The sequence below is a fragment of the Chryseobacterium sp. genome (genome assembly GCF_019236175.1).
Taxonomy (GTDB): Bacteria; Bacteroidota; Bacteroidia; order Flavobacteriales; family Weeksellaceae; genus Chryseobacterium.
The window spans coordinates 28,816-52,631 of sequence record NZ_JAFAJM010000002.1; the positions used below are offsets into that span (position 1 = coordinate 28,816).

Genomic DNA, 23,816 nt, shown 5'->3' on the forward strand with positions numbered 1-23,816 from the left:
TACTTAACACATACTTCATATTTTATTCATAAGTTTTGAAATTATAGCGAATATTTTTGTGAGTATAAATAATTTTAATGAAATCAGTTCTACAAAAGACTTTCTTCATTACCCTATGTACTACTGGAGTATGGGCATCTGCACAGGAATTTAAGGGTAAAATTTTCAATTCAGAAACCGGAGAAGTTGTTACAGGTGCCGAAATACAGATTTTCCCGGGTAAACAAAAGGTATTTTCGGGGTTGGATGGTGAATTTAAGTTTAAGAATCTTACCCCGGGTCAGTATACTTATACGATTACTTACAACCCGTTTAAAGCGGTTCATAATACCATTCTGATTGCTGAAGAAAAAAATGAGATAGAAGTATTTTTAAGTACCTCACCAGGAAAAGAAATTGAAAACATCCATATTAAAGGAAGCAAAAAATCAGATACAGACGGTTTTGCAAGAAAAAGAGAACAAAAACTTCCTCAGGTGGCTAATATTGTTTCAGGAGCCGCTATTGCCAAATCACCGGACATCAGTGTGGCCAATGTTATCCAGAGAGTGTCGGGAATTTCTGTAGAGCGAAGCAGTAACGGAGAAGGGCAATATGCAATCCTCAGAGGAATGGATAAAAGGTATAATTATACGCTGGTAAACGGAGTAAAAATACCAAGTCCGGATGGTAAAAACCGCTATATTCCTCTGGATATATTTCCTGCAGAATTACTGGAAAGACTTGAAGTTTACAAATCCCTGCTTCCGGATATGGAAGGGGATGCTGTAGGAGGAGCTGTAAATATGGTAATGAAAGAAGCCCCTGCCCGTGAAGAAATTAATGTAAATCTGGCGCTAGGGTATAGCCAGATGCTGTTCGATAGAAAGTTCAAAAGCTTTCCTTCGGATCAGGTTAAATTCCGGTCTCCTTATGAAGTTTTCGGAAAGGCTTATCAGGCCAATAATTCAGATTTTCCAAAGGCTGCCTATACAATTGAAAATATGACGGCAATGCCTAATTTCAGTGGGGGAGTTTCCTATGGAAAAAGGTTTTTTAACCAGAAGTTTGGAGTTATAGGTGCGGTAAGTTTTCAGAATACAAGCCGCTTAACGGAAAGTCAGTTTTTTAATTCCAGTAATGTAGACGTGATGAAATATGCCGTTATTACTTCATTAAACGACAGAAATTATTATGAAAATCAGCAAAGACTGGGAATTCACACCAAATTGGACTATAAATTTAATCCGAATCACAGTATTTCATTATACAACCTTTTTGTACAGCTAAGAGATACACAGCTAAGAGAAACGATAAATACAAATTTCTCCAATTCTGTTTACGACCCTGTACAGGGTAATGCTTCCTTAAGTTTTCAGAACCGTACAAGACTTCAGCAGCAGCGTATCTGGAATTCCACCTTAAAAGGAGAACATAAGCTTATTCCGGGCCGCCTTAATATGGACTGGTCTGCCGTAGTATCTTCTGCAAGTAATGAACTCCCGGATACGGCCTTTTTCGGGACCCTGGGCGTACGCAATAATTTTACGGATACGCATACTTCGCCAACAGATGCCAACAGAAGCTGGCAGAGAAATACAGATAATGATTATGCCGGTTATCTGAATCTGGGATTAAATCTGGGAAAGAAAACAGAACTTAAAGCCGGAGGATTATACAGAGACAAAAAAAGAAGCAGCTTCTACAACAATTACGTACTGAAACCAGCCCATCCTGCAGCACAATGGGGAACAGACTATCAGGATTATACCGAGATCGATTACGAGGTACAAAACCCGAAAGGAGCTGTTGCCAACCCGCTTACGTATGATGCCACCGAAAAGTTGGGAGCTGCCTATATAATGTTGAATACCCAGATAGAAAATTTACACATCAACGGAGGGCTTAGAATGGAAAATACCAAGCAGGGATATAAACTGTATTTTCCTCAGGGAGAATCAAATCCTGAACTGAATCAGAAATATACCGACTACTTACCAAGTCTGAGTCTGAAGTATACCCTTCATAAAAATCAAAATTTCAGAGCTACTTATTTCCGTTCGGTAAACAGACCCGGTTTCTATGAAATCGTACCTTCCAAAATTACTTACGAAGAATACCAGGAGCGTGGAAATCCCGATCTTAAAAGAGCTTTGGCTGATAATTTAGATTTCAGATACGAATATTTCCCTACAGCAACAGATCAATATATGATCGGTATTTTTCATAAAACCATTAAAGATCCTATTGAATATACCTTGCAGCCGGACCCTACCAGACCACAGGATATTTTTTATTCACCCGGAAACTTCGGAACTGCCTATAATTTAGGACTGGAAGTGGATGTTATTAAATTCTTCAATAAAATCGGATTGAAAGCCAACTATACTTTTACAGACAGTACCATTGAAACACCTAAAAGCCAGAAGATAAGAAATCAAGCCGGCGATCTTGAGACCATTCAGGTCATGCAGAAAAGACCGTTGTACGGGCAGAGTAAACATATCGCCAATCTGTCATTATTGTATAAAGATGTACAGAACGGATGGGATGCCCAGCTTGCGGGTTCTTATACAGGAGAGAGAATCAATACTATTTCTCAGTATCTGGATAATGATATCTGGCAAAAAGGATTCGTTCAGCTGGATTTTGCCGTTGAAAAAAGATTCAAAAACGGGGTAACTGTTTTCCTGAAAGCCAACAACCTGCTGAATACTCCGATGGAACTGTTTATCAAAGGAAGTAATCCTGAAAATGCCAATATTCCGTATCAAGATATTTCTAAAAATGAAACCCTTATCAGAAAGGACTATTACAAACAAACCTATTTACTGGGCATAAAATTCAAACTCTAAGAAGCTATGAAAATGAAATACTTTAAAATACCGGCATTCATTGCTTTACTGGCAATTACTTTTTCATGTGAAAATGCCAATTCCATGGTGGATACAACTGTTGAAGCTCCCAATACCAATGGTGTACACGGGGAAGTATTCGGGATCTGGAATAAAAATTCTACCGTGTATGTTTCTGGAGATATCATTATTCCGGAAGGAAAATCTTTAACCATAGAAGAAGGCGTTACCGTGATTATGGATCCCAATGCAAAGCCTGAGATTATTGTAAAGGGAAATCTTTACAGTATGGGAACGGCTGCTAATCCTGTAAGAATTACCGGTCCTGCTGAAACCAGAAAACCGGATTCATGGGGACAGGTTTGGGGAGGTATTCTGGGTGCACAGTCTTGTCAGGAACTTTTATTGGATCATACCATTATTGAACTGGGCGGAGCTACGACTACGGAGGCGTCTACCTCAGTCAAAATGGGACTTTATAAAGCCAAAGCCGGGGAAAATCTACCTGCAATCTGGTTTTCCAATACCAAAGGAAAGCTGGTTATGACCAATTCGGTGATCAGGAATTTTCAGGATGACGCTACTTATCTGGAAGGAGGTGAGCTGATTATTACAAGGAACAAATTCTACAGTACCGGAAATAAAGGCGGCGAAGGTGTTAACATCAAGTCAGGAGTTCTTGCCGATGTAAGTTATAATTTATTCTTCTCCAATAATACCAATGCGTTAAAGCTATCTAATGCCGGTGGACGTACTCCTCAGGCGCACGTGGTTGCTTATAACAATACAATCATTAATACAGGATGGAGAAGACCGGATATTAAAGGAGGTTCTGTATGGCTGGAGAGTTCTGTATATGCAGAAATTTATAATACGCTGTTTGCCAATACCCGCTTCGGAATTAAACAGGATACTAAAAATAAACCTGATTCACGTTCCAAATCATCCAATAACCTTTATTACGGATATACAGCCAGTGCAGTAACCGGATTTACTCCTAATAACGGAGATATTCTTAGCGGAACTAATGATATTATCAGTACAACTCCCCAGGCTAATGATCCTAAGTTTAAGAATTATCCGTTGGATAATAACCTGATGAGTTTTATATTCAATGACGCATGGGATTTTCACCTGTTACCGGGTTCGCCGGCTTTCGGAAAAGGAAGTGTTGTGATTACCCGTAATTTCCCGAAAGGAATTACCATTAATAATATATTGTATGAATCTCCCGAACCTGCTTCCTATATTGGGGCATTCGGGCAGTAAAATATTTTATTTTTATAAAGACCAAAGAGGCGGCTCGAATGTGAGACCGCCTCTTGGTTTTCGGTAATTTTTTAACTTTAATAAAAGTCTGCGCATTTGTGGCCGGAGCCCCCGCTTTTATTCCACTACAATGCTCTCAATACCTTTTTGTAATGCCGTCTCCTGAATTACCGGTACCGAAAGCCCCTCTGCACGGACCACCGCAATATCCGTCATTCCCATAAACCCAAGTGTTTTCTTAAGATAAGGAACCACAAAATCATAAGCCTGTTTTTCTCCTTCCGAATAAATTCCGCCACTTGAAAAGGCAAGGTATACTTTTTTGTCTTTAATTAATCCTTCAGGTCCGTTTTCCCCATAACGGAATGTAACACCCACTCTTGCGATATGATCAAGCCATGATTTCAGTGTAGAGGTAATGCTGAAGTTATATAAAGGAGCCTCAATGATAATAATATCTGCTTCCTGTAATTCTCTGATCACCGTGTCGGAAAGTGCTACGGTCTCCAGTTGTTCAGGAGTACGGTTTTCAGCAGGTGTGAAAAACGCATTGATCTGAATCTCTTCCAGATGTGGAAAAACAGGATCTGTAAGATCTCTTTTTTTAATTATACTGTCGGGGTATTTGTCTGTAATTTTTTCCACTACTGCTTTTCCCAGTTTTTTACTGACTGAAGATTCCCCTCTTGGGCTTGAAGTAATATGAAGTACTTGTTTCATTTTTTATTCTTTTAAAAATTTGATGTTTCAAAATTATCTATATTTACTAAATAAAAGTTAGTAGTTACTCAAAGGTTAGTACTAACATTTAGGTTAGTCAGAAGAGAAAATTGTAATATGGAACATGAAAAATTAACATATTCACAGCCACAATGCACGATGCATTTATCAGCTACTGAAGACGCTTTGTATGTATTGGGCGGAAGATGGACAATAAGGGTAATGATTGCTGTTTTAGGGGGACATACCCGGTTTAATGAACTGCAGCGAACGATAAAAGGAATTTCGGCAAGAGTCCTTTCCAGTGAATTAAAAAAACTAGAGGTTAATCATTTGATAGAAAGAACTGTTCTGGCAGAACAAAAACCTGTATTGGTAGAATATATACCCACAGAATACAGCCAGTCGTTAAAAGATGTTATTGCTGCTTTAGCAGATTGGGGAAGAAAACACAAAACGAAAATTACCACTTAACCGCAAAATGTACAGGGTGACAGGTTTATTCTTTTCGTGGTATTGATTAAGTTGTATTATTCGTTGTACTTTTCCTAATTTTACTAAAAATAATAATGATAAGATGATTATATGTGAAGATTTGTTATTTTCTCGTGGAGCCAAGTTAGAAAAATACAGTGCCTCAGAGTCTGTTTTTCGGGAAGGAAGCAGTGCTAAATATTATTTGCAGATAAAAAGCGGAACGATAAAACTGAACACCTTTTTGGAAGACGGAAAAGAATTTGTTCATGGACTACCGTTTGAAGGACATTGCTTTGGAGAAAGTTATTTATTTACGGATCATGGCTATGCCGTGAATGCTATTGCGGTAACCCATTGTGAAATCATTAAGCTTCCGAAAAATAAATTCTTAGAAATTTTGCTCGAAAAACCGGAACTCATGTTGGAAATCAACCGGTATACAGCAGACAGGCTGCACTTCAGATATATGATTTCCAGTTTTCTGGCAATTTCCGATCCTATGATAAAGCTTCAGAAGTTATTTGATCATCTTAAAAACTATTTTGGATGTAAAGAAGTCTATTCTTTTCTGATCCCCTATACGAGACAACAAATTGCTACGCTCACAGGATTGAGGGTAGAAACTGTAATCAGGAATGTCAAAAAAATGCAGGAGCAAAATCTGGTTAAGCTGGATAGTACAAAGATCTATTATTAATGCTCTTGATCATGAAAAAGACCCCTAAAAAAGAGCCGATATTATTATTTTAGAATTAAAACAGGTTGATTAGTATTTTGATAAATTCCTTCGGAAATACTTCTGCTTGCCATATAATACAGGAAACTATGCCTGCCCGGTAAAGCGATAATAAGGTCCGCATGATTGGAAGACGCAAAACTTAGAATTCCGTTGATAACATTGTGATCATAGGAATAATAAATACTGCTTGGGATTTCTGTTAAATGTTGACGAATATATTCTTCCAGCTCTTTTTTGTGCTCATTACCGGTATCATCTCCCTCATGGGTGTCAATATTCAAAAACAGCAACTGTACATCCTGTTTTTGAATGATAGATTTATGATGAAACAATCTCTGTAATTTTTTGATTCCCTTTATATCACAAGGAATAAGAATGTTTTTTATAGGACTGTAGCTATAATTATTAGGAACAATTAATGTTTTTACAGGACTTGTTCTCGCAATACTGATGATATTCTCTGAAACATAACTGTCATTGGAAGACTGGTCATCACTTCCCAGTACGATAAGTTCTATAGAGGGCTGGTTTTTCAATAATTCATTGATACTTCTGGTAAGTGCCCAGTCGCTCAATACTCTTGAAACTTTTATGTCAGGAGATTTTTCTCTAATCATATGACTTAGCTGGTCTAATAATAATTCCGTTCTTTCCAGCAGATTATTAACATTTTCTTCATTTACGAATGAGTGACCTTCTGAGATGTGCAGAAAATCAAATTCAGATTCTCCGGCCGTTTTCAAGAGAATAATGTGTTGGTATTCGTAATGATTGGCCCATTCAGCAGCAAGCTTTACCGCATTTTCTGTAGTTGATGTAAAATCAATAGGTACAAGAATTGTTCTCATATTGTAATGGTTTAGATCTTGATTATTCGAGATTGGCTGTCATTTTTTTTACAAGAAGTAGCGCATTGTTAATTTCATCTTCATGAAGATCACCCGCTGCCTTTTTATAAAGTTCCAGCGCCCATGGATAAATGGTTTTTACAACTTCTTTTCCTTGAAGTGTCAGAAAAATCTGCTTGTTTCTTCTGTCGTTTTTATAAGCAACACGCTCTACCAGCTCACGCTTTACAAGACTATTGATAAGATAGGTGATGCTTGATTTATCTTTACTTACTTTATTCGCTATTTCCTGTTGATTAATCCCGTCGTTCCGGGATAAAAGCCCTAGGATTTCAACCAGCTCAACAGAAAGATCCGGATCGTACTCATTCACGCAGGCCTGAATCCTTTGTCGCAACCGGCTTTTCATTTCACTCATGGCCAAGCCCAGCTCCAATGATAATTCTGATATTTTGTCCTGTTTTGAAGCCATTTTTTCTGTTAAAATAAAATTAAGCCATGAAATCTATTGAGAAATGAGCTTAGCTTCATCCTCCTAACAAATATAATTAAAATTAGTTTAATTTAAAACTAATTTTTAATGAAAAAGCTTTTGTTTTTAAAGAATCATTGAGTCACGATGTTTTCTAAAACCACATTTTTAATAGCCGCTTCTTTGTAGCTCCAGTATTCACGGTTTTCAGGCATTTGGTTTTCAAGAATAACCAGACTTGTATCTGTGGAAGGGAAGTAAACATTCAGACAGGTAAATCCGTCACCTAATCCGGTTACTCCAAAGTAATCCAGTCCTTTTTCCTTAATTACTCTGACATTATAGCCAAATCCCATACTCTCTTTTCCGAAAACATTATGCTGAGACATGGCCGAAGGAGTCAGCATTGCTTTTTTAAACTCTGTAGAAAGAAGGTTGCCATGGTAAAGTGCCTGATCCCATTTTGTCAGATCCTGAACTGTGGAAACAATTCCCGCAGCCGGTAATATATCAGTATTGATGAATGATTTATCTACTTTTTTGAACTGATTATCCGTATTCATAAAACCAGGAACCAGCGCCTGATTATTTTGAGAATCAAAGCAAAATGTTTTCGTCATTTTCAACTTTTTGAAAAGAGCATTTGCCAGTTCTGAATACTTCATTTTAGTCGTGTTCTGAAGAATTTTACCCAAAAGCATATATGATAAATTCCCGTACCTGAACTCTGATCCCGGCCTGAATGCTAAAGGCTTATCCGTATCAGTAATTCCATGGGTATGATTCAGAAGATGATGAAGGGTTACCGTATCGGACCAGGACTGTGTCAGTTCCGGTAAATATTTCCTGATAGGAGCCTGAAGGTCAAGCCTGCCTTTTTCGGCTTCCTGTAAAATTAAAACAGCTGTAATTTGCTTTGAATTAGACATGATTTCAAACTGATCATCTGTTTTCAAAGGGATCTTCCTTTCAAAATTCTTATATCCGTAAGCTTTAATATACTTTGGTTTTCCTCCCTGAGCCAGAAGAACAACCCCGTTGAATTGTATCGGACTGGAAGCTGTCATAATGCTGTCTATCTTTCTGAAGTAAATATCATGCTTTTGTGCCTTTATAGAAATGCTCAGTAATAAAGCAATCACTGATGGGTAATATATTTTTTTCTTAGTAATCATATTTTTTTGCAGAGGATTAGTTCTCTAAATATTTTATTATTTTTTGAGTCATATATTTTCTTTCTTCAGGAGTGGCATCATTATCCATATTACCATGATTCACTGGGGTGAAGTCTACCATTATTCCGTATTTTTTCTGTTCGCCTTCCGTAGGTAAAACGCCTTCATCGGCCGGATAATCATTGGATCGCAATGTATATATTTTTGGATGCCGAGTTCTGGGTAAGGGCATTCTGCGATTATCCATGGTGATTACTTTATCGACAAGTTCCGGATGTTTGGTTGTAAATAAGGCTGTCATATCTCCGCCATTGGAATGTCCTATTACAGTCAGTTTATTATATTTAAGGTCTGGAAAATCTTTTTTCATTTTATGTACAACAAAAAGAATGTTCTGAGAACCTCGTTCCCAGTTAGGTTTTCTTGTGACCTGAAAGTTTCCGTCCATAGCCAGCATCTCATCGGTAGGTAATTCATGTTGAATACTGACCACAAAATATCCTTTTGAAGCCAGAAATTCAGTCAGATAGGAATAAGCAAAATAATCCCCGCCTTTATTTTCTCCCCAGCCATGACTGAAGATAACAGGAATTTTATTGGACTTTACTGCATGGTTGGGTGTATAAACAGCAACCGGAATTTTTCTGTTTCTGGAAGAGTCAAAATAGATGAACGTATCGCATTTAAAATCCTGATTATTGGTGATGAACGATTGTGCACTAATTGGTATACCCATAATACAGACGGAGGTCATAAACAGTATTTTTTTCATTTTTTTTTGTGAAGTTTTTTTTGATGATGGATATTTTAACGTCTCTTAAAAACAGAAGGATATCTATTTTTGTATTGGCACTAATTTAATGAAAAACCTTATGGTTATGAACGTTTAAAAATACTATATGAGAAAGAAATATAATGTTTTTTCAAGGCTAATCATTTTCAATTATAAATTACTTAGCCCAATAACAAAAAAAGCAGAGATTAATTCTCTGCTTTTTCTTTTTTCACTGCCTGTTTCATAATGAGGATAATCCCCAATAAAAAGAAAGCAATAATCAGATAGCGCCATGACAGGCCTTTTTGTTCGGTTACCGTTCCGCTTACAGATATAATAAAGCTGGTTATGGAAGTGATTACATAGACCAGTCCACCCATTAATCCGCCGGCTGTTCCTGCATTTTTCGGGAAGTACAGCATACTTGTTGTGAAAAACGAAGTAAATAAAATCCCGGAACAAATGTGGATGAAGAAGGCAAAAGGAATCATAATGAAAAGACTCTCTGCAAAATTACTGGTGATAATTAAAGCTATAATCAGGATCAGCTGCAACAGAATGGGCTGCAGGATACGGGGATTGAAATCAAGACCAAGCCTTCGCTTGCCGATAAAGCCGCCAATCATCCATGAAAATCCTAAGATCAGCGTACAGTATCCAATAACTACAGGCGTAAAATGGAAGGTGTTTTCTATAATAAAAGGTCCTGTAATGTTAAATAGCATTACGATAGAATAACTTAATCCCAAAATAAAAATTCCCAACATAAAGATTCTGTTTTTAAGCATCATCTTATAAAGGCTGATATTTTCTGACAGATCAAGCTTCTTTTTCTGCGGAAGGCTTTCTCCACTGAAAAACCATTCAAACAAGAATAAGAACCCTGCATAAAAAGCCAGAAAATAAAAATTAGCATGCCAGTTAAAAAGCTTTTCAAGATATCCACCAAGAAAAGGGGCCAGAATAGGGCCGCAAGACCATACTATTGTAAAGTAACTCAGGTAGTGTTTCACCCTTTCTGCATCATAGATGTCTACAAAAATGGCTCGTGTAGCCACTACAAGTACGGAAACTGCAGCTCCCTGAAGGATACGGAGCAGACATATTAACAGAATGCTGCTGGTCATGGTAATCAGGATACTGCTTACAATCAATAAAAACAAAGCAAGCAATTTAGGACGGTAACGTCCGATGCTGTCCAGAATTCCGCCCACAAACAACTGAGAGATTCCGTAGCTCAGCAGATAAGAGGTTAGAGTAATCTGAATATCTTTTTCCGAAACCATCATTTCCTTTGCCATAGAAGGGAATGACGGTAAATAGATATCTGTAACAAATCCCGAAAGAGGAATGGATACAAATGCCATAATGGTTATTAGTCTGATACGTTTTTCAGACGCTGCTCTCAACATATTCATTCTTTTTTTACCCTGCAAAAATACTCCAAGAAATAGAAAACTGAGTTTTAAAAGACAAAGTAAAAATTACAAAAATCAAATAATTGATTAAGAGTTCTTGAATTTTAGCGGAGAAGTCTGAGCATGTTTTTTAAAGAAATTGTTGAAATGGGCAGGTTGTTCAAAGCCTAATGTGTATCCTATCTGAGCAATATCCCAATTGGTGTACTTCAGTAAATTTTTAGATTCCTCAAACATCTTTTCTTTAATGATCTGAGTCGTCGTAAGATTCGTGACTGATTTTACAGAAGAATTTAAATGATTCACATGTACATTAAGGTGATCTGCAAAGTCAGACGGCGTTTTTAAAGCCAGCGGATAGGCGGGAGAATCCAGTGGAAACTGTTTGTTGAGCAGTTCATCAAATAGCCGGTACAGACGTACGTTAGCCGGAAGTTCGTTGGGACTCAGATCTTCCACACGGTGTTCCAGTGCAAGGTGTAAAACAGAAGCAAGATGGCTTTTAATGCTATTACAACGATAGGGATATGCTGAATTATTCATTCTGTATATCTGATCAAAATAGACTGTTGCCAGCTGTGTCTGTTCTTCTGTTAAAAAAACAACGGGTTTGCTCCATTCTTTAAACAGTGATGTTTTTTTAAACAGGTTAAATTCTGTATTTCCATTAAAAAATTCCTGATTGAAAAGACAGAAATATCCTTCCTGTATATCACTTTCACATTCCCAGGAATAAGGAATACTCGGAGAAGGAAAAAACAAGGCCGGCCGGTCGATATACAGCTGATGTGCTCCGTAATGAATGGTGCCTTTTCCTATGATAAAGCTGATTTTATAATAATCACGACGATTGTAGGGGCTCTTGAAGCTGCAATACTTCCGCATAGAAATATTGAAATGTGATTTCCCTGTTTCAAAATCTTCAGAATCAAACAGTTTTATCTGATCTTTACGAATACGTCTGTAATAATCTTCTATAGTTTCCAGCTGATCACTCATGGGTGTAAATTGTAAAAATCAAAGATACGAAATTGTAGATAATCATTGTGGGAGATCTTTTTTGATCTCCGTTTTTTTAATTTTTGTGAATTTCCATGGTCAGAATCTTCGATGGCAACCGGAATGGCCCGGTTTGCGAGTCGGCAGCTGATGTAAAGCCGGTTTCTTTTAAAAACTCCAATAGAGGATCATGAGCAAGTATATTAACCCATATAATATCGGTAAAACTTACCGCTGATCTGCATTTTTTCCAGAGAGACTGTTTGATTTCCGGTGAATCAAAATCCGGAAGAATAACAAAACTGATTTCCGTAGCTCTTTTGCCTTCAGGTATTCCGGCATAAACAGATCCGCTTTTTACTATGCTGTATCCTACCGGTTTTTGATCCGCATAAGTCATGATAAGCTGATTGGAGAGGTCATTCAAATCATTGATCATCTTTCTCGGATCTATTTCTTTATTGATATACTGATTGATATCCGACTCTGCAACAAAGTCTTTATGAAGCGTATACACAGAAGAATCAATGATGGTTATAAGATCAGAAATTCCCTCTTCAGAACCTACTGTAAATTTTGAAATGATATCCATGGGTCTTTTTTTATTCAAAATTAGAAGATTAATTCATTCGGAAAGGATACAGTTTGTTAAAATATGATCGGTACAGGTGTTTATTTTGTAAATTTGGTCAGTACAGTTTTACGAAGTCTTATGAGATCTTATCAATACGAAGTTTTTACCACAATTATAGAAGAACAGATTCTTAGCGGAATATTAAAAACCCGGGACCGTTTACCATCCGTCCGTGAAATTAAAAAAACATATCAGCTGAGTACAAGTTCGGTTCAGAGCGGGTTTGAACACCTCATCATCAAGGGCCTCGTTGAAAGTATTCCGCGTTCCGGATATTTTGTTGCGGAAATAGAGGACACAGATATTCCTAAAGGGAAAATACATCTTCCGCCGGTAGTTAGAGATGAGGAATTTATGAAGAATATACTGCTGACTTCCAGAAGAACTTCGGATGTGGGTTCTTTTAACACAGCAATTCCGGGTGATCTGATGATTCCGCAGAAACTAATCCTTCGAACTATGCAGGAAGTCATCCGGGAAAAAGGTGCTTCATTGTTACGCTATTATCCCTCTAATGGGCTTGAGTCATTAAGGACCCATATTACAAAACAAATGGGAAGATATGGCGGAGGTTTTCATCCTGATGAACTGGTTATCACAGATGGTGCATTACAGGCATTAACAATAGCCTTGCGGGCTGTAACGAAACCGGGAGATGTTATTGTAGTTGACAGCCCGTGTGTATTCTCCGTATTGGAAGTGATTGCTAATCTTGGGCTTAAGGTTATTGAAATTCCTGTACATTATGCAGATGGTTTTGATACGGAATATTTCAGACGGGTTTGCCATGAATATGATGTTCGTGCCATAGTTGTAACTCCAAACTTCCATAATCCGACAGGGATACTGATGACTGATGAAACCAAGAAAGACTTGTTAGCAATTGCCCTCGTTCATCAGATTCCTGTCATTGAAAACGATATGTACTCTGATCTCTATTTTACAGGCAGCAGGCCTAAATGTATTAAAAGTTTTGATGAAACAGGACTGGTCATGACGTATTCTTCATTTTCAAAAACACTGGCTCCGGGAATTCGTTTAGGATGGTTATCTACAGGGAGGTTTTATGCAAAAGTGGAAAGAAGCAGGTTTATTCTGGGAAGATCTGTATCCCCTGTATATCAGGAACTGGTTCTGAAACTACTACAGGGAAATACATATGAAAGGCATCTTCGTTCGTTCAGAAAGAAACTAAGCGAGCATGCCTTTCAGATGTTGGATATACTCAGACAATACTTTCCGGATAATTGTTATTTTCACAGGCCGGAAGGCGGGTATAGTATTTGGGCCCGATTTCCTGAAAATATAAATATGGAAGAGTTTTACCAATATTGTGAAGAAAAAAAACTCTTATTTACTCCCGGACATACTTTTTCTTTTACAGAGGAATACAGCCATCATTTCCGTATTGTTTTTGCAGACCGGATGAGTACTGAAAGGATGGTTTTATTGGAGGATACCGGAAAAAGAGTACAGGAGTTTTTATCTGAGAAATAATTATAAACCGGGTAGATATTGCAGGGTTTTATTAGAATCAATTTGTAATTGTGGAATATTATCGATGGATATAAAATTAAAGCCGTCAATCCATTTCTCATTAACAAGGTCGATATCTTGCCCACTGATGATATGTTTCTGGAAAAAATAGGAAATATTACTGCCGAGATAGCCTTCTGCCAGATCAAGGAACATTTCATCTGTAAACTGTACTTTAGTGCCGGTGCATTTTTTTAATAAGTCCAGCATAAGGTTATCCAGAGATTTTTTATTCCCGGTTTTTAACAGAATCTGATTATCCAGCCAGAATGCAAAAATAGCACCCCGTCTGTAGGGAACTTTTTCAACATTGCGATCTTTCCAGAAATCATCTTTTATGGTGTAATTCTGAATATTCCGGTAAGGATTTTTCCAGTGCTTTTTGATGATTTCCTGGTTAAATAATGCAAGCCATTCTTCCGTAGAAATATCTTTTATTCTCAATCTGTTTTTGTAAACATAATAATCTGTAAAACCTTCACTAAACCAGAAATTAAGCTCTTCATTTTTAGTCTGAATTTTATTGCCGATCCATTCATGCATGAGCTCGTGATATAAAAGGTACAGATAAGAATCCTTACTGTTGAAAGGGTTATTGGTACCCTGAATCATGAAAGCATCTTTAATAGCTGAGCCCTTCGAACTGTAGCCTTTAAATAAGCTGTCCTGTTGAGAAACGGTAGGAGTCATCGTTACCGAAAAAGTCTGCTGGTCATAGTCTTTCCAGAAATCTCTTTGAGACTGTATCGCTTTTTTTAAATTGGAAACTAAAAAATCATCGGAAAAACCATTATACCACTGATCTCTAATCACAAAATATACCGGTTTGTCTTTGATTTTAAAAGTATGAAACCTATAATCTCCGCCGATAAATAAAGAATTGTAAAAACCATTCCATAAAGTTGTCTTTATTTTCTGACTTCGGATCTGGGTGAAAAAATTATTATGGAGTTTAAATTGTGGTGGGAAATTTACCCAATCTATATAAAATTCAAAATTCTGATCATCCGGCCCGCTGGTAAATGATTGAGGAACTATAAAAAGATTTTTACCTAAAATATGAAAAAAATGATTATTGATTCGGGGACGGTTGAAAATCTGGTAGTTCGGATCTGTGAAATCCTGCTTAATACGATAAACAAAGGATACTTTCTCATCCTTTTCTTTAAAGATCTTTATTCTGTTTGCTTCAGGACTGACTTCAAAACTAATGCCCGGATTATCCTCCTTTAAGATGATCATATTTTTCAAAAGATTATTTTCTCCCCAGTTTTCATTAGCATAATAAAAAGAAATCGTATCAGAGGGAGTGGTAAGGTGATAATCAATCCGGACTTTTAAGCCGGATTGTTGCAAATCTTCATCATAGTAGACTTTATAACGAACCTTATCTTGTGAATAGACCAGAAAAGGGAATAGAAAACTTAAAATGAGTAATCTTTTAATCATGGATATGCTGTTTTTTTCAAATTTAACTTAAATCTCCTAAAAATTGTATGATATATTGTCATTTTTATAGGCAGTATCTGAAAAGCAATTAACGTGCAAATAATCGTGTATAAAGGCCTTTTCTTCCGACGATCAGAATAAAACTGGCCGTTATGAGCAAAAAAATAAAGATTTTCATCATTTACCCTAAACTTTTCCCCCCGCAGTTAGGCTGGAATCACCATAAAACCTATATTTGCAGCCTAAATTTTTAAATATAATGAAAGAACTAATTGAAAAAATCAACGCGGAATTTGAAGCGTTCACTACTGAGGCAAACCAACAAGCGGAAAAAGGGAACAAAGCAGCAGGAACAAGAGCTCGTAAGTCAGCTTTAGAACTAAGCAAACTGTTCAAAGAATTCAGAAAAGTTTCTGTAGAAGAAGCTAAAAAATAATTCACCTTTAGCCGGCTTTTGAAGCCGGTTTTTTTTATCCGTATTTTCTTACGGAATCACCGGGCTTTAAGTACTGCATAAGTCTTGTTTTCCTTTATTTCTTCTTTCATTCAAACGATATTTTGTCATAAATTTGTTATTTTACACTAGGTGGTGAAAATTACATTCAGAATTCGTATTTTCGGAAGGTCAACTCACAGATTATTATGAAACATTATTATTTCCTGTTCGTTTTTCTTTTTGGATTGTTTTCTGCCCAGAAAATCAGAGTCATAGATTCGGAAAACGGAAGCCCTGTTCCGAATGCAAGAATTCTCCTTCAGGATCAGATTGTATATACCAATGAAGACGGTTTTGCACCGGTGGATCAGGGTGCTGCCGATTTTGTGGTTTCGGCATCCGGTTTCCAAACGGTAAAAAGCCCGGGATTTCGTTCTTCCATACCATTAAAACGTGTTTATAAAAGTATAGATGAAGTAAAACTGGTACGTGTGGATATCATGAAAATTTTTGAAGACGTCAATAAAAATTATAAAAAAAGATATTATAATGAGCCTTCTCTTTACAATGTAGTCTATAAAGAGAAAAAAAGCGATAATAACAGGCTCTATTTTTTAGTCATTGCAGAGACTAAATTATGGAGCAAAAGCAATTACTACAATTATAGAGACGGAGCTCAGAAAAACTACGACAATATCCTTCAGATGCAGCTTAATAATGTAAAATATCTGAAGAATATAAAGTCAGACAGTATTTTTACAGGCGGTGGTAATGAGTTTTCTCATGAGCATGTAGGTAATTACTTTTTCAATTTTGAATTAAATCGTGTATTGTTTCATGTCAAAGAGAAAGAGTCAAAAAGTTCCGGATGGATGGTTTTTGAAGAAGGCGATGAACAATTAATCACGTTTACGATTAAGTCTGCAGCGGGTATTGAGATGGAGGGTGAATTTAAATTCAATAAAGCGGATAAAGTCATCACTTATTTTGAAATCCATTACTTACAGGATCACTACCCGATGGTGAAGAGAAAAACGGCAGAAGGTGAAGAATATGACTATCAGCTTGGAAACGCAATTCTTGTTTTTGATTTCTATAAAAATGGGGGAATGTATGTTCCGGCATCAAGCAGGCTTGAGGGAAATAAATATGTAGCGTATTACAAAGGGGTAAAACATGAAAGGAAAATAAGTAGGGAACTGATCTATAATACCTTTAAAAAAGCTGATGAAAAAGGGCTTAAGCCTAAGGTGGATTTCAGTAAAAATATCTGGGATAATGTTCCGGTGAAAGAAAACAGAAATAACACCATTCTTCTTTCCGCTGAAGAACAGGCTTTTGTTAATAGGAAGCTTCCTGATTTCGGATCTAAATAAAAAAGAATCAAGATATTTGCAATAGAATTTAATTTTTGAAAAAAAAGTCTTTAAATACTGATGTTTAAAGACTTTTTTTTATTCATTTCTTTATCATCTCCGTAATTTCTTTTATCTTTAAACCAATCAATATATACTTATGAGGATAAATAGATTTTTTGCAGTACCGGCTGTGATGTTGGCTGCCCAGTTTTCATGGGCTCAGGTAAAAGTAGATCCGAAAGAAAAACTGGATCCTATTGTCAAAAGCTTTGTAGATGAGATCAATAACAATTCTCAGCTTGAAAATATGGCATATGAGCTGTTGGATGGAATAGGACCGCGTCTTGTAGGAACACCGGAAATGCTGGCCGCGAATGAGTGGAGTGCAGGTAAATTGCGCTCATGGGGAGTAGATGCCAATCTCCAGCAGTTTGGAACATGGAAAGGGTGGCAGAGAGGAATTACCCATGTCGATATGGTATATCCGCGTATAAAATCTTTATCTGCAACACAACTGGCATGGAGCCCTGCAACTAAAAAAGCTGTGGAAGCAGAAGTAATTGTACTTCCTAAAGCTTCTTCCAAAGCAGAATTTGATAAATGGCTTCCTTCTGTAAAGGGAAAAATTGTATTGATGGCACAATATCAGAAAATCGGGCGTTCTGATGAGCAGATTAAAGAATTTGCCACTCCGGAGCTTTATGAAAAACTTAAAGCAGAGAAAGAACAGGCTACTAAAGATTTCGCTGCCTATATAAAGAATATCGGATATGATAATACGACACTTCCGGAAGCCCTTGAAAATGCAGGCGCTGCAGGAATAGCTATTTCAAACTGGACTGGTATTATGGGGGCAAACAGAATTTTTGGAGCTAAAACAGCAAAGATTCCTATGATTGATATTGATGTGGAAGACTATGGAATGCTTTACAGAATGGCAGAAAAAGGAGCTCAGCCTAAAATCAAAATCGAAGCTCAGTCGAAAATACTTCCTGAAGCTAAAAATTTTAATACCATCGGCATGATTAAAGGAAAAGAAAAACCTGATGAGTATGTGATTCTTTCTGCCCATTTGGATTCATGGGACGGAGCACAGGGAGCAACGGATAACGGTACGGGAACGCTTACCATGCTTGAAACCATGAGGCTTTTAAAAAAGTATTATCCAAACAATAAGAGAACGATTGTGATAGGGCTCTGGGGAAGTGAAGAGCAGGGGTTGAATGGTTCCAGAGGCTTTGTGGCGGATAATCCTCAGATTATCAAAGGAGTGCAGGCTGCTTTCAATCAGGATAACGGAACCGGGAGAGTGGTGAATATCAGCGGGCAGGGATTTGTAAAAGCATATGACTATGTAGGAAGATGGCTTGACGGAGTTCCGAAATCAGTAAGAGGTCATATTAAAACTGATTTCCCGGGAATGCCCGGAGGCGGTGGTTCTGATCATGCTTCATTCGTAGCGGCTGGAGTACCGGGAATATCCTTAGGTTCTCTCAATTGGGGGTACTTCGGTTATACATGGCATACAACAAAGGACACTTATGATAAAATCGTTTTTGATGAAGTAAAAAATAATGTGGTCCTTACGGCTGCTCTGGCTTATATGGCTTCAGAAGATCCTGAATTCAGCAACAGAGAAAAAAGAGTGATGCCAAAGGATGATAAAGGAGAAATAATAAAGTGGCCGGAAGTAAAAGAGCCGAGAAGAAGTTCAAAAGATTATAAATAATCCTATTGATACTTTTGAATTGTATTCAATATAGAGTATAAATAAAAGAGGCTGTTTCAGTATAGAAGCAGCCTCTTTGTTTTTTTAATTCTAAAGATTTCAAGAACGAAATGATCCTGGTATTTTAAAACCTTATAGATGAAATTTTATTTCTGAAAACTGCGATACGGCAGGTCTATAATCAGTGTTGCTTAGTTTACCAAATCCGTAGGTACAGAAAATAAACGCTAAATCATTCGCTTTTGCCGAATGATAATCAGTCTGTGTATCCCCTATATAGATTGTGTCTTCTCGTTTCATCTGATTTCTTTCCATGATCAGGTGTATGTTTTCAGATTTTATTCTCCGGGTTCTGCCATGAGATTCGGAATCAGTAAACAGATGGTTGAATCCATAGAAGTCTAGAAAAGCTTCAATATACCCGTCCTGACAGTTGCTGACAATGAAAAGGCGATGCTTTTCGGATAAGGCTGATAATGTAGCTTTAACACCTTCATAAAGAATGCCACCCTGCGTACGAAGAACTTTATTTTCCTGTTCGCTTATTTCCGAAAGGAGGGTGTTGACTTCCTGATCACTGATTCCCGGAGCAATTTCTCTTACAATATCATCGGTAAGAAGTCCCATATACTGATTCATATCTTCAGCTTTCAGTTTCTTTTCAATCAGTTGATGCTTTGTCAGTACATCATTCCATATATTGATAATGGAAGCTCTGGAATCCCATAAAGTTCCGTCTAAATCGAAAATTAAATTTTTATAGTTCAATGTGTATTTTTTACTGGATGAATAATATTTATAAGATCATACTCAATTGTACTCTTTTTCTGGCCTCATCTACTTCCGTTACCTTTACTCTGACATGCTGATGAAGTTTTACAACCTCATTAACATCGGAAACAAATCCGTCTTTCAGCTGAGAGATGTGTACTAACCCGCTTTCTTTAATTCCCAGGTCAACAAAACATCCGAAGGCTGTAATATTATTGACAATTCCGGGGAGAATCATGCCTGCTTTTAAGTCTTTAATACTTTTAACATTGGGGTCGAATTCAAATATCTTAGCTGCTTTTCTGGGATCTAATCCCGGTTTTTCCAGTTCTTTCAGAATATCTTTGATTCCCAGAATTCCGATTTCTTCTGTAATATAAGCTTCAGGTTTTATTAATGCTATTTTTTCTTTATTGGCAATCAGATCATTGGTTGTAAGACCAAGATTTTTAGCCATTTTTTCAATAATTTCATAGGCTTCAGGGTGTACCGCGGAATTATCCAGAGGATTTTCAGCATTGGTTATTCTTACAAAGGCTGCCGCCTGCTGAAATGCTTTCTCTCCAAGTCTTGGAACTTTTTTCAGCTGTTTTCTGTTTTCGAATGCTCCGTTTTCCGTACGGTAATTAATGATGTTTTCAGCCATTTTCTCTCCGATTCCCGAGACATAGCTTAATAATGATTTGCTTGCGGTATTCAGATTAATGCCAACAGAGTTCACACATTTCATGACGGTAGAATCAAGTTCATTTTTAAGCCGGGTCTGATCTACATCGTGCTGATATTGTCCCACTCCAATGGATTTCGGATCAATTTTTACAAGTTCCGCCAAGGGATCGGAAAGTCTTCTTCCGATGGAAACTGCACCGCGTACAGTTACATCATAGGATGGGAATTCGTCTCTTGCAATCTTACTCGCAGAATAGACTGATGCACCGGCTTCTGAGACAACAAAAACCTGTAATGGTTTATCAAAAGCAATCTTTTTAATAAAAAATTCAGTTTCCCGACTTGCGGTACCGTTTCCGATAGAAATTGCTTCAATATGATAGGCATTAACCATGGAGCGGATCTTTTTCATAGACATTCCGCTTTCGTTTTGAGGAGCGTGAGGGTAGAGGGTTTCGTTGTGAAGTAAATCTCCTTTCTCATCAAGGCAGACTATTTTACATCCGCTTTTGTATCCCGGATCAATGGCTAAAATTCTTTTTTCTCCCAAAGGAGGAGCCAGAAGTAGCTGACCCAGATTTTCAGAAAATATTTCAATCGCTTTTTTATCTGCTTTCTCTTTAGCTTCCTGTAATGCTTCGTTGGAAATAGCAGGCTCTAAAAGTCTTTTGTAACTGTCTTTAACAGCTATTGCAATTTGTTCCGAACTTTCATTATCTGATTTTATAATGGCTTTCTCTATAAAGTCAATAGCCTCTTCTTTGTCAATACCGACATTTGTTTTCACAAAACCTTCTGTTTCCGCTCTCAGCATAGCCAATAGCCTGTGAGAAGGTATTCTGCTGAGATTTTCTTCCCATTCAAAATATTGAGAAAATTTTTGAGCGCCCTCTTCTTCTTTTTTAGTTTTTACAACTTTAGAAGTAATGACAGCCTTACGTTGGAAGAGGCGACGAAGATTTTTACGGACGTACATGTTTTCATTGATCCATTCCGCCATAATGTCTCTTGCCCCCTGTAATGCTTCTTCTTCAGTATTTACATCGGAGTTTATATATTTTGATACCAGAAACTGCAGGTCGTTGTTTTTCTGGCTCATAATGATTTTAGCTAAAGGTTCAAGCCCTTTTTCTTTGGCTGCATCAGCTTTGGTTTTCTTCCGCTTCTTAAAAGGCAGATAGAGATCTTCCAGTTCGGGGAGATCAAAACTTTCTTCAATTCTTTGCTGAAGTTCAGGGGTTAAGGCATTCTGTTCTTCAATGGATTTTAAAATGCTTTCCTTTCGTTTGGTGATTTCCTCAAACTGTTTATTGATTTTAGCGATCTGTTCAATCTGAGTTTCATCAAGATTTCCGGTTTTATCTTTGCGGTACCGGGAGATAAAAGGGATCGTGCAGTCTTCTGCTAATAATTGAAGGGTATTGTTGATACTCTTTTCAGAAATGTTGAGCTGTTTCTGTATAAATTCTACGGTCGTCATTGTTCTGTTTTCGGGTAGCTAAAATAAGGTTTTGGAATGAGAAAAGAGAGCGTGTTTGGTATTAAATGATCTGAAAAGACTATTTGAATACTCGTTTCGATAGGCCGGGTTATAGATTATTCTGAGCTTTATAATGAATAAACTCCATTTTTTTTAATTTCTTGATGTATGTTAAGGATATGGAAATATGGTTTTTCTATTTTTGTATCCGAAAACAACAAAGATTTCAAACAAACTTTTTTAAACATTTCAATATGAAAAAAATTAGCGTAATTGCATTAGTAGCAGTAGGATTACTGGCAGCATCATGTAATAGTAAAGAAAAATCAGATACAGGAGTAGCTAGTGAACAGACCGTTGCAGAAAGCAAAGGTGAAGTATTGGCAGTAGATACTACCGCTTCAGTAGTTAACTGGAAAGCTTTCCATAAGGGAGGTTTTGCGCCTCGTTGGGGAACTCTTGCCGTTAAATCCGGAGATTTAAGCATTGATGGAGGACAGATTGCAGCAGGAAACTTTATTATTGATATGACTTCTATTAAAGTTGATCCGGCTTCTGTTACTGAAAAAGATAAAAAACCGGCTGACCTTGAAGCTCACCTGAAAAATCCTGATTTCTTTAATGTAGAAAAAAATCCGGTTTCAGATTTTAAAATTACAAGTGTAACAGACTTAAAAGAGACACCAAAAGACGCTGTAGCAGGAGCTAACAAAACCGTAAGCGGAAATCTTACTTTATTAGGAAAAACTATGAATGTGACTTTCCCTGCTAAAGTAGATGTAACAGAAAATTCAGCAGCTGTTCAGGCTAAATTTACTGTAAACAGAACAGATTGGGGAATCAAGTTCGGTACTTCAGAAGCTGATCCTGCAGAATGGATGATCAGTAAGGATATCGAGATCGCCATCGATGTAAAAGCTAAAAAATAATTGTTGTAAACAATGAAATAATAAGAAAAGAGCTGCTTTTTATAAAAGCAGCTCTTTTCTTATTATTTGAACTGCCTGATCTACAGACAATACATAAGAAATCAGTTTAACAGTGATGCATCCTGAATACGTACTCCATACTCACTTCCTAGATATAAAGGATTACCCTGTTTCTCAGACCAGAACCCGTCCAGGATATCTTTACTTGGACAGCGGTATACGGCAACTCCTTTATAAATTGTATGATCATCACCTTCATAGTTGAAATTGATGACTAAAATCTGATCTTTGTAAAATCCTGTTCCGTTTTGTATGTGATCACCAATGATCCATTGAGCAATAATACGGTTGTTTTCATCAACGGATAAAATTAAGATGCCGTGATACGTAAACTGATTGGACTCTTCCTGATTGCTCCCCTCGATAGCATATGTGCCTGCAAGATCGTGTACTGTCATTGATTCATTTTTATGGAGAGCAAATTTAAAAAATCTTATTGTGATCTTACGGTAAATATTTTCCGGTGGTTTTTTTCATATATAAATTAAACTTTATTTTTGCTGCAAATTAATTGTAGATGATTTCTTTTCTGCTGATCGCTAATCTGATTACTTTCGGAATTTTTGGATTTGACAAACTGCAAGCCAAGAGACACCAATGGAGAATCTCAGAAAATGCTCTTTTAGGACTTTCCTTTATTGGGATCATAGGAGCAGCTTCCGGAATGATTGTTTTTAATCATAAGGTTTCCAAAAAATCTTTCCTTGTTAAATTCATCATTGTAGTTTTAATTGATCTTGTATTACTTTACCGTTTCATCAGGCATTAAACTAAAAGACTGCCTCAATCTGGCAGTCCTTTACATGTTCTTAGGGTTCCGTTTTAATGGTTTTCCATACGCCGCCTAAATAGATTTGCGAAATATTTAGGGTTTCATCATAAAAAATATGCCCATTTGGCGGAGCCGAATTTCTGAATTGTGTCGGAGCACTTTCTCTCAGCCACGAATAATTCCAGGTATACATAGCGGTGTTATGATTATTTCCGGTATAAGTGTTTGTATTTTCCTGTGTGCTGTGCGCAGGTCCCATTACGATAG

23 protein-coding genes are annotated in these 23,816 nt (G+C 37.1%); 10 read left to right on the forward strand and 13 right to left on the reverse strand.

The genetic code is table 11. The annotated features are described in order from the left end of the window. The first annotated feature begins 77 nt into the window (after positions 1–77). Both JO178_RS01215 and JO178_RS01220 read left to right on the forward strand, forming a co-directional pair. Positions 78–2,834 carry a TonB-dependent receptor gene (locus JO178_RS01215; RefSeq protein ID WP_291930578.1) on the forward strand — a complete coding sequence of 919 codons (2,757 nt, stop codon included), beginning with the start codon at positions 78–80 and terminating at the stop codon, positions 2,832–2,834. Positions 2,835–2,840: 6 nt separating this feature from the next. Further along, positions 2,841–4,103, forward strand: a complete 1,263-nt coding sequence (locus tag JO178_RS01220; RefSeq protein WP_291930580.1) for a right-handed parallel beta-helix repeat-containing protein — start codon at positions 2,841–2,843, stop codon at positions 4,101–4,103. A 117-nt stretch (positions 4,104–4,220) separates the two neighbouring features. Here JO178_RS01220 and JO178_RS01225 read toward each other — a convergent pair whose 3' ends face one another. Further along, complete coding sequence (locus JO178_RS01225) at positions 4,221–4,823, reverse strand: NAD(P)H-dependent oxidoreductase (protein WP_291930582.1); 603 nt, start codon at positions 4,821–4,823, stop codon at positions 4,221–4,223. Between the two features lie 117 nt (positions 4,824–4,940). Between JO178_RS01225 and JO178_RS01230 the strand changes: the two genes are divergently transcribed. Next, positions 4,941–5,297, forward strand: coding sequence for a helix-turn-helix domain-containing protein (locus JO178_RS01230; protein WP_291930584.1), 357 nt, complete (start codon positions 4,941–4,943; stop codon positions 5,295–5,297). 103 nt (positions 5,298–5,400) lie between these two features. Beyond that, on the forward strand, positions 5,401–5,997 hold the full coding sequence (locus tag JO178_RS01235) for a Crp/Fnr family transcriptional regulator (protein WP_291930586.1): 597 nt from the start codon (positions 5,401–5,403) through the stop codon (positions 5,995–5,997). A gap of 44 nt (positions 5,998–6,041) precedes the next feature. Here JO178_RS01235 and JO178_RS01240 read toward each other — a convergent pair whose 3' ends face one another. The 7 genes from JO178_RS01240 to JO178_RS01270 form a co-directional block, all read right to left on the reverse strand. After that, on the reverse strand, positions 6,042–6,887 hold the full coding sequence (locus JO178_RS01240; RefSeq protein ID WP_291930588.1) for a universal stress protein: 846 nt from the start codon (positions 6,885–6,887) through the stop codon (positions 6,042–6,044). Positions 6,888–6,909: 22 nt separating this feature from the next. Next, positions 6,910–7,359, reverse strand: a complete 450-nt coding sequence (locus tag JO178_RS01245) for a MarR family transcriptional regulator (RefSeq protein ID WP_291930590.1) — start codon at positions 7,357–7,359, stop codon at positions 6,910–6,912. Between the two features lie 134 nt (positions 7,360–7,493). Beyond that, a complete protein-coding gene (locus tag JO178_RS01250) occupies positions 7,494–8,534 on the reverse strand; it encodes a serine hydrolase domain-containing protein (RefSeq protein WP_291930591.1) in 1,041 nt (346 codons plus the stop codon). A 16-nt stretch (positions 8,535–8,550) separates the two neighbouring features. Next, positions 8,551–9,306, reverse strand: a complete 756-nt coding sequence (locus JO178_RS01255) for an alpha/beta hydrolase (RefSeq protein ID WP_291930593.1) — start codon at positions 9,304–9,306, stop codon at positions 8,551–8,553. Positions 9,307–9,515: 209 nt separating this feature from the next. Continuing rightward, entirely contained in the window at positions 9,516–10,721 is a 1,206-nt protein-coding gene (locus tag JO178_RS01260) for an MFS transporter (protein WP_291930595.1), read from the reverse strand. A 93-nt stretch (positions 10,722–10,814) separates the two neighbouring features. Then, on the reverse strand, positions 10,815–11,726 hold the full coding sequence (locus tag JO178_RS01265) for a helix-turn-helix transcriptional regulator (protein ID WP_291930597.1): 912 nt from the start codon (positions 11,724–11,726) through the stop codon (positions 10,815–10,817). Between the two features lie 76 nt (positions 11,727–11,802). Beyond that, positions 11,803–12,318 (reverse strand): hypothetical protein, encoded by a 516-nt coding sequence (locus JO178_RS01270; RefSeq protein ID WP_291930598.1) that lies wholly within the window; start codon positions 12,316–12,318, stop codon positions 11,803–11,805. Positions 12,319–12,438: 120 nt separating this feature from the next. Here JO178_RS01270 and JO178_RS01275 point away from each other — a divergent pair, with 120 nt between their 5' ends. Then, positions 12,439–13,857: a PLP-dependent aminotransferase family protein gene (locus tag JO178_RS01275; protein ID WP_291930600.1), complete on the forward strand. Its 1,419-nt coding sequence runs from the start codon at positions 12,439–12,441 to the stop codon at positions 13,855–13,857. Here the strand turns inward: JO178_RS01275 and JO178_RS01280 are convergent, their stop codons facing one another. Then, positions 13,858–15,345: a M1 family aminopeptidase gene (locus JO178_RS01280; RefSeq protein ID WP_291930602.1), complete on the reverse strand. Its 1,488-nt coding sequence runs from the start codon at positions 15,343–15,345 to the stop codon at positions 13,858–13,860. A 259-nt stretch (positions 15,346–15,604) separates the two neighbouring features. On the opposite strand from JO178_RS01280, the gene JO178_RS01285 reads away from it, so the two are divergent. From JO178_RS01285 to JO178_RS01295, 3 genes are all read left to right on the forward strand, one after another. Continuing rightward, a complete protein-coding gene (locus tag JO178_RS01285) occupies positions 15,605–15,781 on the forward strand; it encodes a histone H1 (protein ID WP_027373301.1) in 177 nt (58 codons plus the stop codon). Between the two features lie 206 nt (positions 15,782–15,987). After that, a complete protein-coding gene (locus JO178_RS01290; protein WP_291930610.1) occupies positions 15,988–17,157 on the forward strand; it encodes a carboxypeptidase-like regulatory domain-containing protein in 1,170 nt (389 codons plus the stop codon). A 139-nt stretch (positions 17,158–17,296) separates the two neighbouring features. Continuing rightward, the gene (locus JO178_RS01295) at positions 17,297–18,868 is read left to right on the forward strand and encodes a M28 family peptidase (protein ID WP_291930612.1); all 1,572 of its coding nucleotides are present in this window, start codon (positions 17,297–17,299) and stop codon (positions 18,866–18,868) included. 132 nt (positions 18,869–19,000) lie between these two features. On the opposite strand, the gene JO178_RS01300 is transcribed toward JO178_RS01295, so the two are convergent. Both JO178_RS01300 and JO178_RS01305 read right to left on the reverse strand, forming a co-directional pair. Continuing rightward, positions 19,001–19,636 (reverse strand): HAD family hydrolase, encoded by a 636-nt coding sequence (locus tag JO178_RS01300; protein WP_291930614.1) that lies wholly within the window; start codon positions 19,634–19,636, stop codon positions 19,001–19,003. 28 nt (positions 19,637–19,664) lie between these two features. Further along, a complete protein-coding gene (locus JO178_RS01305) occupies positions 19,665–21,788 on the reverse strand; it encodes a Tex family protein (RefSeq protein WP_291930616.1) in 2,124 nt (707 codons plus the stop codon). A 254-nt stretch (positions 21,789–22,042) separates the two neighbouring features. Here JO178_RS01305 and JO178_RS01310 point away from each other — a divergent pair, with 254 nt between their 5' ends. Continuing rightward, on the forward strand, positions 22,043–22,717 hold the full coding sequence (locus JO178_RS01310) for a YceI family protein (protein ID WP_291930619.1): 675 nt from the start codon (positions 22,043–22,045) through the stop codon (positions 22,715–22,717). 101 nt (positions 22,718–22,818) lie between these two features. Here the strand turns inward: JO178_RS01310 and JO178_RS01315 are convergent, their stop codons facing one another. Further along, positions 22,819–23,175, reverse strand: coding sequence for a hypothetical protein (locus JO178_RS01315; RefSeq protein WP_291930620.1), 357 nt, complete (start codon positions 23,173–23,175; stop codon positions 22,819–22,821). 119 nt (positions 23,176–23,294) lie between these two features. Between JO178_RS01315 and JO178_RS01320 the strand changes: the two genes are divergently transcribed. Continuing rightward, positions 23,295–23,546, forward strand: coding sequence for a DUF1294 domain-containing protein (locus JO178_RS01320; protein ID WP_291930622.1), 252 nt, complete (start codon positions 23,295–23,297; stop codon positions 23,544–23,546). Positions 23,547–23,586: 40 nt separating this feature from the next. On the opposite strand, the gene JO178_RS01325 is transcribed toward JO178_RS01320, so the two are convergent. Further along, positions 23,587–23,808 (reverse strand): hypothetical protein, encoded by a 222-nt coding sequence (locus JO178_RS01325; protein ID WP_291930624.1) that lies wholly within the window; start codon positions 23,806–23,808, stop codon positions 23,587–23,589. Positions 23,809–23,816 lie beyond the last annotated feature (8 nt).